Consider the following 11,085-nt stretch of genomic DNA (forward strand, 5'->3'; position numbering starts at 1 on the left):
GTCGTCGGACGGCGCTCCAGGCGCCGCCGGCCGCGCACGCTGCCGATCCTTGAAGCTGCTGCGCTGCTTCTCGTGCAGCGCGCGGTGGGAGCCGGAACGACCCGCGGCGAAATCGTTGCGGCTGCTTCCTTCCGGACCTGACCGGGTTGGCGACGACCACGTCCGCCCGACTCCCGCGACGCAGATAGGAGAGTCGGGCGGCGCGATCAATAGCCGGGATCAGCGGCGATAACGAACCGTGCGGCAACGGGTGATCTTGCGGCCATGATACCATGTGCGCTTGCAGACTTTGCGCGTGCCCCAGCGATGGCCGCGGCGGTCATTATGGCTCCAGTGGCGCCGGGTGGTGGTGCGCTCACGCACGACGACGCGTTCGCCGGATTGTACAGCGACGGTCGTACCGGCCACGGGTGCCGCAACAGCGGCGGTCGGGGCAAGGGCGGCAGCGCTGAGCAGTCCGGCGGCGATCATGACGAAGAATTTCATCTGCTTCTCTCCTGGTACCGATATCGGCACGGGCTCGAAACGATCATCTTCCCTGCATGTTCCGCGCTTCGCCGGGAATCCGCACTGTCAGAACGTCGATCGCCGTATCGAGCCATATCTGACAGGCGAGCCGGCTGGTCCGCGTCGCGCCGGCGGCGAGATCGAGCATATCCTCCTCGTCCTCACTCGCTTTGGGCAAGCGCGCAAAATCCTCAGGGGCGACGATGACATGGCAGGTCGAACAAGCCATCTGGCCTTCGCAAGTGCCCTCGAGCGGCTGGCCATAAGCCTGAGCGAGGTCGAGCAGACGGTCGCCGGGAGCGCCTTGAACCTCCATCACCGAATCATCGTTGGAGATGAAGCGAATCCGCGTCATGCGGCGATCCGTTGCGCGTCGACGGCGGTGTTGATGCGGTCCATCGCCTCGATCAGTTCGACCTCGGTCGTGTAGCGCCCGAAACCGATACGGATGCTCGATCGCGCCTGCGCTTCGCTCAGCCCGAGCGCACGAAGCACATGGCTCGAACGCCCCGAACCGCTGGCGCAGGCCGAACCGGCGGAAAAGGCGATGTCACGCAGATCGGACATCAGCCGTGCCACATCGAGCCCGTCGCGGCGGATGTTGAGATTGCCGTGATAGCGGTGGTCGCTCGATCCATTGATCCTCCAGCGCGAGCCGAATCCCGCGACCGCCCGGCCCCATAGCCGTCCGACATGCGTCGCGTCAGGCTCGGCTTGCATCGCTGCCAGGCGCGCGGAGGCACCGAAACCGGCGCACAGAGCCGGCGAGAGCGTACCGGAGCGGCCAAGTGCTTCTTGCCCGCCACCGTGCAGCAACGGCGCCAGAAACACGCCATCGCGCACCCACAGCGCACCGATCCCCTTGGGCCCATGGATCTTGTGCGCGGAGATCGCGATCATGTCGCAGCCTTCCGGCATCGGCATGCGTCCAAAGCCTTGCACGGCGTCGCACAGCATCACGGCGCCCGCCGCGCGCGCCATCGCCGCCAGTTCGGCGATCGGCTGCACCACGCCGATCTCATTATTGACCAGCATCGCCGCGACCAGCGCGGTTCCCGGCATGATCGCCGCGCGCGCGGCATCGAGGTCGACCAGACCCTCCGCGTGGACCGGCAACACGACCACCTCCCGCCCCGACCGCGCCAGTGCTTCGACGGTATCGAGCGTGGCGGCATGTTCGGTCGCGATGGTGACGATCCGCCCTGATGCCCCATCTCCCCGGGCACCTTTGATCGCCCAGTTGATCGCCTCGGTCGCGCCGCTGGTGAAGGCGAGCGTGCCGTTCGAGGGCAGCAATCTGCCAATATTCTCGCGTGCGACTTCGACCGCCGCTTTGGCCGCCCTGCCCGGCGCATGCGCCGAATGCGGGTTGGCATGCTGAGTCTCCAGCCAGGGCAGCATTGCCGCCAGTGCCTCCGGCGCGAGCGGGGTGGTTGCCTGGTAATCGAGATAGATCATGCCGCAAACGCCCGGGCGCTGCGCGACACGGTGCGCCATTCGGCGATGAAGCGATCGATATCCGCCATGTTTGTAGTGCGGCCGAAGCTGACCCTCACCACTTCACGCGACGCCTCGACGCTCCAGCCCATCGCGCCAAGCACATGGCTCGGCTTCATGCTGCCCGACGAGCAGGCGCTGCCCGCGGAGACGGCGATACCGGCCATGTCGAAACGGATCAGCTGCGTCGCGGCCGGCAGGCCGGGCAGGCGATAGGAGCCGATCGCCGGATGACGCGGCTGGCCATCCGCGACGACGATGCCGCCCGAGCGGCCAATCGCGTCGTCCAGCTTCGCGCGCAGCGGCGCCAGTCGTTCGACGCTTTCCGGCTCGCCGAGCGCGGCCGCGAAGCCCAAGGCGGCGGGCAGATTCTCCGTGCCCGCGCGATAACCGCGCTCCTGACCCCCGGTCGGCAGCAACGTCGCGACATCGCGTACCAGCAAGGCGCCGATCCCGGGCGGGCCGCCACGCTTGTGCGCTGAAACGGCGATGAAATCGGCATGCTCGATCACCGCGGAATCCGCCGGAGCGGGCATCTGCGCCGCATCGACGAGAAGCAGCCCTCCCGCGCCATGAACGATCTCCGCCAGCGTCGCGATCGGCTGGCGTACGCCGGTTTCGCTGTTTGCCCATTGCAGCGCGACGACAGAGCCCCCCGCAATAGCCAACGCTTCGCGCAGCGATACGAGATCGATCAGTCCGTTGGCATCCACAGCCACGATCGCGGCATCGGGCGCGGCGCGGATCACCGCATCATGTTCAACCGCCGAGATGATCCAGCGATCCGCCACCGACCGTCCCAGTGCGATCGCCAGTGCTTCGCTCGCCCCGCTGGTCAGGATCACTTCGCCCGGCCAGCCATAGGCCGACGCGATGCGTCCGCGCGCTTCTTCAAGCGCCGCGCGCGCGGCGCGACCCTCGGCATGGGGCGATGACGGATTGGCCCAATGCGCCATGCCATCGGCCATCGCGGCGATCGCCACGGGCAGCATCGGCGTGGTCGCGGCATGATCAAGATAAAGGCGTTCGGCCAAGCGGGTTTGTTCCAATTGCGAAAAGACGCATCTTGCCTATATAGCGCGCACATTCCAGCGCTCCACCGGCGCGCGCAGATATTGTCAGCAGGTCCCCATGCCAGAAGTTATTTTCCCCGGCCCCGACGGCCGTCTCGAAGGCCGTTTCGCCCCAGGTCCGCGTCCGCGCGCGCCGGTGGCAATGATCCTCCACCCGCACCCGTCGTCGGGCGGCACGATGAACAACCGTATCGTCCAGGAGCTCTACAAGACGTTCCAGCGGCGCGGATTCGCCACGTTGCGCTTTAATTTCCGTGGCGTCGGCAAGAGCCAGGGCACGTTCGACAACGGCATCGGCGAATTGTCCGACGCGGCGTCGGCGCTCGACTGGGTGCAGAGCTTCCACCCCGAAGCCTCGACCACCTGGATCGCCGGGTTCAGCTTCGGCGCGTGGATCGGCATGCAGTTGCTGATGCGCCGCCCGGAGATTCGCGGCTTTATCTCAGTCGCGCCGCCGGCGAACATGTACGATTTCACTTTCCTCGCCCCTTGCCCGGCCAGCGGCATCATCATCCAGGGTGAGAATGACGAAGTTTCCCCGCCGCTCGCCACCCAGAAACTGGTCGACAAGCTGCGCACGCAAAAGCACATCACGATCCACCACGACACGATCCCCAAGGCGAACCACTTTTTCGAGCATGAAATGCCCGAACTGATGGGGTCGGTGGATAAGTATCTGGACATGCGGCTCGACCCGAACTCGCCGATTCGGTGAATGGGTCGGGGCTGGGCGATGCCCGGCTGGTGCTTGTTCGACAGCATAAGCGGTTTTGAAGCCTGAGAGTCGCGTTTCCACCCCTGCCGCAATAGCGGGGGGCGGAGAGCGCGTGAATCGCCCCGCCCCTGCGACGGCCATCAACGATGGTGGATAGTCGGGAGATATGGGACACCCATAGTCGCATATCTTCCCGATGCGGCGCGCGGCGGAAATTCTACAGTATATCTATTTATATTCAACGAGATATGGGCACTTCTTACATCGTCCAGACAAAGACATTCCCCAACAGCACCACGGCCATGACCAGCAGGAGCGCGCCACGCTTTCGCTGACGGCCAGTCACGAGCAGATAGCCGCCGCCGATCAGGCAGGCAAAGAAGCCGATCATCGCGATGGCGGGCGCGGCTGCGGCGATTCCGGTGAGCGTCTGATTCATATCCGCTTCCTAGCCGTTCGGTTTGAGCGAAGAAACGGGGCATAGCCGCATCAGCATTCCCCTCCCTGCAAGGGAGGGGTTAGGGGTGGGTCAGCGCCGGACGGGGCTCGAAGCCCCGTTCCGGCGCTACGCGCCGAGCGATACGCTGCGCGATCGCACCCACCCCCTGCCCCAGTGCCGTGCGGCATCAAGGTCGGAATTGCCCCCGGCAATCCCTCAACCGTGCCGGGGGCATGGTTGACCTTGATTGCGCGCGGCACTCTTGCAGGGAGGGGAGAGCGCCTACGAAAGCCTCAGTCTCCGTGCGCCAGCACGGCGCCATACGCAGCGAGATCGACATTACCGCCCGACAGGATCACCAGCATTCCCTCCTCGAGCGCTACCTTGCCGCTGAGCAGCGCCGCCAGCCCGACCGCGCCGCCGGGTTCGACCACCAGACGCAGTTTCTCAGCCGCCCAGCGTTGTGCCGCGCGAATCGCCGCTTCGCTGACCGCCACACCCTGCACGCCGCGCCGTGACAGCACGTCGAAGGTCAGCGGCGACACACGAGTCGTCTGAAGCGCATCGCACGCGGTCGGCGGTGGATTGTCGCCGACCGGCTCGATCCATCCAGCCTCGAGCGAGCGTTTCATATCGTCCCAGCCTTCGGGCTCGGCCACCGTGATCGCCGCATCAGGCAGGCCAAGCGTGATGCCCGCGGAAAGGCCGCCACCGCCGCATGGCACGACCACTCGGCGGGGCGAACCCATGCCGAGCGCCGCCATTTGCGCCGCCGCCTCGATCCCTGCGCTACCTTGGCCTTCGATGATCCACGGGTCGTCGAAGCTTGGCACCAATATCGCACCACGCGCATGAGCGAGATGCGCCGCGATCTTCTCACGGCTTTCCATCGCGCGGTCGTAATCGACCACCTCGGCGCCCAGCGCGAGCGTACCGTCGCGCTTCGATTTGGGTGCGTCCGCCGGCATCACGATCGTCGCCGGCATGCCCAGTCGTTTCGCTGCCCAGGCGACGCCCTGAGCATGGTTGCCCGAGGAGAAAGCAACGACACCTTTTTCGCGCAAATCACTGTCGATTGCGGTGAGCCGATGCCATGCGCCGCGCAATTTGAACGCGCCCATCGGCTGCAGGCATTCGGCCTTGAAAGCCACCGGAATTCCACGGATTTCCGCCACGAACAGCGGAGATGGCGGCAAGATTGCCGCAATCTTGGCCGCAGCATCTCGCACCCCGGCCCGGGTCGGTTGTCGCACTAGAGTCACATTTTACCTCCCTGGTCCCCTCCGCGCGTCCAATAGCGCTTTACATCCGCGAAAGCCGACCCTATTTCGCCCATCCGCTGCCCCATGGGACTTCCAACCGCAAGGCAGTGTTTCGTGAACTTGTCTGCGGACATTGGAGGTCCCTTGAATTGCACAAGCATCATAACGCGCTGGGGTTAGCGACCACCCATTCTACCGCCCTTCCTTCGGCAGTAGAGATCGCCAACACTCGTCCGGTTCAGCCGGTCACGCTTATTCGTCCGCATGCCGCTGCGCGTGCCGCCCGCTTCTTCGTCGAGAAGTTTCCGGGACGGTCGCTCTATGCGGTAAAGGCGAATCCGTCTCTCGACCTGATCAAGGTGCTGTGGGACAGCGGAATCACGCATTACGACGTCGCCTCGATTGCCGAGGTGCGGCTCGTCGCGCGCACGCTGCCTGAGGCGACCCTGTGCTTCATGCACCCGGTCAAGGCCGAGGAAGCGATCCACGAAGCCTATTTCAAATATGGCTGCCGCACGTTCAGCCTCGATTCGCTCGAGGAGCTGGACAAGATCCTGCGCGCGACCGAGCACGCCACTGACCTGACCTTGTGCGTCCGGCTGCGTGTGTCGTCGGAGCATTCGAAGCTGAGCCTTGCGTCCAAGTTCGGCTGCGCGCCGCATGAAGCCAAGGAGCTGCTGTTCGCGGCGCGTCAGGCGGCCGATGCGCTGGGCATCTGCTTCCATGTCGGCAGTCAGGCGATGTCGCCCGAAGCCTATGCCAATGCGATGGAGCGGGTTCGTGCAGCGATCGTCGAGGCGGCGGTCACGGTCGACGTGATCGACGTCGGCGGTGGTTTCCCTTCGACCTATCCGGGCATGGAGCCACCCCCGCTCGAACATTATTTCGAGACGATCCACCGCGCGTTCGAAAGCCTGCCGGTGAGCTATTCGTCCGAATTGTGGGCCGAGCCGGGCCGCGCGCTGTGCGCTGAGTACAGCTCGCTGATCGTGCGGGTCGAGCGTCGCCGCGGCGACGAACTGTACATCAACGACGGCGCGTATGGCGCGCTGTTCGATGCCGCGCATATCGGCTGGCGCTTCCCGGTGCAGCTGCTCCGCGAGCCAGACAGCCGTGCGCGCGACATGGAGTTCAGCTTCTACGGCCCGACCTGCGACGATATGGATCACATGGCCGGTCCGTTCATGCTGCCTGCCGACACTCAGGCCGGCGATTATATCGAGATCGGCATGCTCGGCGCCTATGGCTGCGCAATGCGCACTGCGTTCAACGGCTTCGGCTCGGATGAGACGGTGATCATCGACGACGAGCCGATGGCGTCGCTGTACGTCAGCGACGAACGTGAGGTCGCTTCGAACGTCGTCACGCTGTAACAGCACATCCCTACCGCTTTCTTCCTCCTCTCCCGCTTGCGGGAGGGGACCGAGGGGTGGGCTCGCGCTCACCACAGGCGATAATGCTCGCGGATGGCGCGAGCCCACCCCCCGCCCCCTCCCGCAAGCGGGAGGGGATTGGAGATTTGATAATGACCGATACCACCCTCTCGAACCGCAAGGCCGAACTTCTCTCGACCACCGTCGAGCATATCGACATCACCAAGTTCGACGCGCGTCCGATCGTCGACGCGATGAAGAAGATGAGCTTCACCAGCCGCGACCTGGGCCGCGCGACCGACATCTATAACCAGATGCTCGCCGATCCCGATTGCTCGATCTTCCTGGTCATCGCCGGTTCGACCAGCGCCGGCGGCTGCATGGATCTCTATGCCGAGCTGCTGCGCAACAACATGATCGACGGCGTGGTCGCGACCGGCGCATCGATCGTCGACATGGATTTCTTCGAAGGCCTTGGCCACAAACATTATCAGGCGCTCGAAGTGCCAGACGACGACACGCTGCGCTCGCTGCTGATCGACCGCATCTACGACACCTATATTGACGAAGAGCAGCTGCAGGATTGCGACCACACGATCCTCGAGATCGCCAACAGCCTGGAACCGCGCCCCTATTCGAGCCGCGAGTTCATCCGTGCGATGGGCAAGTATCTGGTCGAGAACGGCAAGAAGGACAACAGCCTGGTCAAGCTGGCGTACGAGCATGACGTGCCGATCTTCTGCCCGGCATTCGTCGACAGCTCGGCCGGTTTCGGGCTGGTCAAGCACCAAGTCGACCGCGCCAAGGAAGGCAAACCATACATGGTGCTCGACGCGATCGCCGATTTCCGCGAGCTGACCGACATCAAGATCAAGGCCGGCACCACCGGACTGCTGATGATCGGCGGCGGCGTGCCGAAGAACTTCATCCAGGATACCGTCGTGTGCGCCGAGATCCTCGGCCATGACGATGTTCAGGTGCACAAATATGCCGTGCAGATCACCGTCGCCGATGTGCGTGACGGGGCATGTTCCTCCTCGACGCTGCAGGAAGCGGCGAGCTGGGGCAAGGTGAATACCGGGATCGAGCAGATGGTGTTCGCCGAAGCCGGTTCGGTGATGCCGCTGCTGGCCTCGGATGCCTATCATCGCGGGCTGTGGAAGAACCGGGTCAAGCGTCGCTGGGGTGCCAGCTTCGATTGAGATTGGGGATTGAGGTTGGGGCGACCGAGGCAAGTCGACAGAATTGGGGCACCGGATTGATCCGGTGCCCCTTTTTCATGAATGATGCGGTTCAGCGTCCATTGGCGTGACAGCTGTCCTTGCCGTCCGATCCGATCACGCGGTGGCGCGCGAAATCATAGCGATCGGTAAAGAACAACCGCTTCTTCTGGCCCGGCCGCTGTTCATAGACCGAACGCGTCACCATCATGCCCTTACGGCTGTGAATGGCGTAGCTGTCGATGGGACCGCGCGCATCGCGCACGGTGCCGAGGTAAAGCTGTGATCCGACCGTCGAGATCTTCTTGCGGCCTGCCGCGCCGGTGGCGAACATGTCGGTGCCGATCACCTCGTAGATCGTCGCATCCTTGCTCGGAACACCCCTGAGTAGTTCATGACAGGTCATTGTGAGCGCCGGGGGTGCAGCGCGCGATTCTCCATGGGCGATGGTGATTGAGGAAACGACCATCACCGCGCCGATCAGATATGAGCGTGCCGTCACTCGCATCTCTCCCGTTTATGGACTGAAGGACAATACGATGACGATGGTGCAATGGTTCCCGGACGCCGCCCGGGGAAAGTTGCGCATCCGTTTCGATTGGGGCAGCTTGCCCAACAAATACAAAAGGGGGGACCTGAACGATGACCGACCATAGCCCAATCCTCGCGCCGATCGTCGTGCTGATCGCGTGGAGCCTGATCATGTGGCTCTGGATGTATGTCCGGCGCATTCCGGCGATGGCCAAGGCCGGGATCGACACTAAAAAACTTGTCGGCGGCAATGGCTCGGATCTGCGGGCGCGCATTCCGGCCAAGGACCAATGGCCAGCCGACAATTACAATCATCTGATGGAGCAGCCGACGCTGTTCTACGCGATCGCGCTGGTCCTCGCGCTGACCGGTACCGGCGGCGGGGTCAATCTGTCGATCGCCTGGGCCTATGTCGGGTTGCGCATCGTGCACAGCCTGATCCAGGTGACGGTAAACCGTGTGATGGTGCGGTTTGCGATCTTCGCGCTGTCGACCCTGTGCTTGATGGCATTGACGCTTCACGCCGCCATGGCGGTATTCCACTAAGCGCCGGTCAGCCGAACAGGCGCTGCATCGATCGTTCGAGCATCATCAATTGCCATAGCGTCCGGCCGTGTTCGGCACGGCCGGCGCGGTGTTCGGTGGCGATCCGCTCGATCGTCCGTGTATCGAACATCTGACTCAGCAAGCGCGATTTGGCCAGCGCGCCCGCTTCACCGGCAAGCGGACCGCGGAACCAGGCGCTAATCGGCGTCACAAAGCCCATTTTAGGCCGGTACAGGATGTCCTTGGGTAGGTAGCGTTCCATCGCCTTCTTCATCAGCCATTTGCCCTGCCCGCCCCTCAGCCGCATCGACACCGGCAGCGAGGCGGCGAATTCGACGAAGCGGTAATCGAGCAACGGCTCGCGCGCTTCGAGGCTCACCGCCATGCTCGTGCGGTCGGTCTTGGTCAGGATGTCGCCGGGCAGCCAGTGCTGGAAATCGGCATATTGCGCGCGGTCGATCGCATCGCGCGCGGGTGCGTCCCGCATCGCGCGAATATAACGATCCTCGGCACGGTGCCCGCCGAGCGCGCGCTTCGCTTCGGTCGAAAAGAGCATCGCCCGGAGCGTCGGCGTGGTCACGCCGACCGAGCGCGCATAGGCCTCCGCACCGTCCTCGGCGAGCGCGAGCAGAGTGGTCTTGGCGCGGAACGCGCGCGGCGCCCAATCTGCCTTGGGATAGATGCCGCCGAGCTTGCCAAACACGCTGGCGCGCATCGTTACGGGGAGCAGTGCCCTTACCCGCTCCTCCGCCGCCTGGAATTTGTAACGCCGGTATCCGGCCAGGGCCTCATCCGCGCCATCACCCGACAGCGCCACCGTGACATTCTCGCGCGCGAGTTCGCACACCCGATAGGTCGCCAGTGCCGAGGCATCGGCGAAGGGTTCGTCGAACGCCGCGACCAATGTGTCGATCAGTGCGAAATCGTCCGCCGCGACGACGCGCTCGCGGTGGTCAGTGGCGAAACGCTCGGCGATCTGGCGCGCATAGGCGCGTTCGTCATGGCCCGCCTCATCGAAGCCGATGGTGCAGGTCCTGACCGCCTTGGACGACGCCTCGGCCATCAGCGCGACGACGGCTGAGCTGTCGACCCCGCCCGACAGGAAAGCGCCGAGTGGCACGTCTGATACCAGCCGCGAGCGCACCGCATCGCGCATCCGCGAGACCAGTTCCTCTTCCAGCGCCTTGACCGAACCGGTTGCACGGCGCGAGAAATCCACGCCCCACCAGCGCGACGGCGCGGGCACCGACTTGCCGCGCTCGATCAGCAGCGAATGCCCGGCGGGCAGCTTCTTAACGCCAGCAACCAGGCAGGCGTCATCGGGCACATAACCGAACGCCATATAATCCTCGACCGCGCGGATATCGGGTTCGCGCCGTAATAGAGGATGTGCCAGCAAACCCTTGAGTTCCGATGCAAAGGCCAAACCGCCATCGGACAATTCGACATAGTGGAGCGGCTTCACCCCGAGCCGGTCGCGCGCCATGAACAGGCATTGCCGGCGCGAATCGTGCAGCGCGAAAGCGAACATGCCATTGAGGCGGCCGAGCATTGCCGGCCCCCAGGCGGTCCAGCCATGGAGCAGCACTTCGGTATCGCCCCCGGTGACGAAATGCGCGCCGAGCGCCTGCAGTTCGGTGCGCAGCTCGATGAAGTTATAGATTTCGCCGTTATAGGTGACGGTCAACGCCTGATCTGCGCTCGACATTGGCTGTGGGCTGCCCGCGACGTCGATGATCGACAGCCGGCGATGACCCAGGCCAACACCCGGTGCGGTCCATACGCCCGATCCGTCCGGCCCGCGATGCGCCTGCGCGTCCGCCATTGCCTGGATGCGCGCAGGATCGACCGGCTTGGGCGTGGCGGAATAATAGAGACCGGCGATGCCGCACATGTGTTGGTTTATCCGATCCCCGCTTGGC

The 11,085-nt window shown here is 64.3% G+C and carries 12 protein-coding genes and 1 other RNA gene; 4 read left to right on the plus strand and 9 right to left on the minus strand.

The window, feature by feature from the left end:
* Positions 1-80 precede the first annotated feature (80 nt).
* The 5 genes from ffs to G4G27_RS08830 all read right to left on the minus strand — a co-directional run bounded on the left by ffs (position 81) and on the right by G4G27_RS08830 (position 3,038).
* Positions 81-178, minus strand: an RNA gene (gene ffs / locus G4G27_RS08810) — signal recognition particle sRNA small type.
* 41 nt (positions 179-219) lie between these two features.
* Positions 220-486 carry a hypothetical protein gene (locus G4G27_RS08815; RefSeq protein ID WP_183112978.1) on the minus strand — a complete coding sequence of 89 codons (267 nt, stop codon included), beginning with the start codon at positions 484-486 and terminating at the stop codon, positions 220-222.
* 43 nt (positions 487-529) lie between these two features.
* Positions 530-862 (minus strand): 2Fe-2S iron-sulfur cluster-binding protein, encoded by a 333-nt coding sequence (locus tag G4G27_RS08820; RefSeq protein ID WP_183112979.1) that lies wholly within the window; start codon positions 860-862, stop codon positions 530-532.
* Positions 859-1,965: a cysteine desulfurase family protein gene (locus G4G27_RS08825; protein ID WP_183112980.1), complete on the minus strand. Its 1,107-nt coding sequence runs from the start codon at positions 1,963-1,965 to the stop codon at positions 859-861. The genes G4G27_RS08820 and G4G27_RS08825 overlap by 4 nt, the downstream gene beginning before the upstream one ends.
* Positions 1,962-3,038: an aminotransferase class V-fold PLP-dependent enzyme gene (locus G4G27_RS08830; protein WP_183112981.1), complete on the minus strand. Its 1,077-nt coding sequence runs from the start codon at positions 3,036-3,038 to the stop codon at positions 1,962-1,964. The genes G4G27_RS08825 and G4G27_RS08830 overlap by 4 nt, the downstream gene beginning before the upstream one ends.
* A gap of 97 nt (positions 3,039-3,135) precedes the next feature.
* Between G4G27_RS08830 and G4G27_RS08835 the strand changes: the two genes are divergently transcribed.
* On the plus strand, positions 3,136-3,792 hold the full coding sequence (locus G4G27_RS08835; protein ID WP_034158616.1) for an alpha/beta hydrolase: 657 nt from the start codon (positions 3,136-3,138) through the stop codon (positions 3,790-3,792).
* Between the two features lie 259 nt (positions 3,793-4,051).
* Here the strand turns inward: G4G27_RS08835 and G4G27_RS08840 are convergent, their stop codons facing one another.
* Positions 4,052-4,231 carry a hypothetical protein gene (locus tag G4G27_RS08840; protein ID WP_183112982.1) on the minus strand — a complete coding sequence of 60 codons (180 nt, stop codon included), beginning with the start codon at positions 4,229-4,231 and terminating at the stop codon, positions 4,052-4,054.
* 293 nt (positions 4,232-4,524) lie between these two features.
* Positions 4,525-5,493 (minus strand): threonine/serine dehydratase, encoded by a 969-nt coding sequence (locus G4G27_RS08845; RefSeq protein WP_183112983.1) that lies wholly within the window; start codon positions 5,491-5,493, stop codon positions 4,525-4,527.
* Between the two features lie 149 nt (positions 5,494-5,642).
* Here G4G27_RS08845 and G4G27_RS08850 point away from each other — a divergent pair, with 149 nt between their 5' ends.
* Complete coding sequence (locus tag G4G27_RS08850) at positions 5,643-6,866, plus strand: type III PLP-dependent enzyme (RefSeq protein ID WP_183112984.1); 1,224 nt, start codon at positions 5,643-5,645, stop codon at positions 6,864-6,866.
* Positions 6,867-7,018: 152 nt separating this feature from the next.
* The gene (locus G4G27_RS08855) at positions 7,019-8,068 is read left to right on the plus strand and encodes a deoxyhypusine synthase (RefSeq protein ID WP_183112985.1); all 1,050 of its coding nucleotides are present in this window, start codon (positions 7,019-7,021) and stop codon (positions 8,066-8,068) included.
* Between the two features lie 91 nt (positions 8,069-8,159).
* Here the strand turns inward: G4G27_RS08855 and G4G27_RS08860 are convergent, their stop codons facing one another.
* The gene (locus G4G27_RS08860; RefSeq protein ID WP_183112986.1) at positions 8,160-8,588 is read right to left on the minus strand and encodes a hypothetical protein; all 429 of its coding nucleotides are present in this window, start codon (positions 8,586-8,588) and stop codon (positions 8,160-8,162) included.
* 140 nt (positions 8,589-8,728) lie between these two features.
* Here G4G27_RS08860 and G4G27_RS08865 point away from each other — a divergent pair, with 140 nt between their 5' ends.
* Complete coding sequence (locus G4G27_RS08865; protein WP_183112987.1) at positions 8,729-9,163, plus strand: MAPEG family protein; 435 nt, start codon at positions 8,729-8,731, stop codon at positions 9,161-9,163.
* 7 nt (positions 9,164-9,170) lie between these two features.
* Here the strand turns inward: G4G27_RS08865 and G4G27_RS08870 are convergent, their stop codons facing one another.
* Complete coding sequence (locus G4G27_RS08870; RefSeq protein WP_183112988.1) at positions 9,171-11,057, minus strand: XrtA/PEP-CTERM system amidotransferase; 1,887 nt, start codon at positions 11,055-11,057, stop codon at positions 9,171-9,173.
* Between the last annotated feature and the right edge of the window lie 28 nt (positions 11,058-11,085).

The organism is Sphingomonas sp. So64.6b (assembly GCF_014171475.1).
GTDB classification, from domain to species: Bacteria; Pseudomonadota; Alphaproteobacteria; order Sphingomonadales; family Sphingomonadaceae; genus Sphingomonas; species Sphingomonas alpina_A.

Bases quoted from the DNA above. Each gene is read 5' to 3' on its own strand.
- G4G27_RS08815 (WP_183112978.1), bottom strand. From the start codon at position 486: ATGAAATTCTTCGTCATGATCGCCGCCGGACTGCTCAGCGCTGCCGCC.
- G4G27_RS08820 (WP_183112979.1), bottom strand. From the start codon at position 862: ATGACGCGGATTCGCTTCATCTCCAACGATGATTCGGTGATGGAGGTT.
- G4G27_RS08825 (WP_183112980.1), bottom strand. From the start codon at position 1,965: ATGATCTATCTCGATTACCAGGCAACCACCCCGCTCGCGCCGGAGGCA.
- G4G27_RS08835 (WP_034158616.1), top strand. From the start codon at position 3,136: ATGCCAGAAGTTATTTTCCCCGGCCCCGACGGCCGTCTCGAAGGCCGT.
- G4G27_RS08840 (WP_183112982.1), bottom strand. From the start codon at position 4,231: ATGAATCAGACGCTCACCGGAATCGCCGCAGCCGCGCCCGCCATCGCG.
- G4G27_RS08855 (WP_183112985.1), top strand. From the start codon at position 7,019: ATGACCGATACCACCCTCTCGAACCGCAAGGCCGAACTTCTCTCGACC.
- G4G27_RS08865 (WP_183112987.1), top strand. From the start codon at position 8,729: ATGACCGACCATAGCCCAATCCTCGCGCCGATCGTCGTGCTGATCGCG.
- G4G27_RS08870 (WP_183112988.1), bottom strand. From the start codon at position 11,057: ATGTGCGGCATCGCCGGTCTCTATTATTCCGCCACGCCCAAGCCGGTC.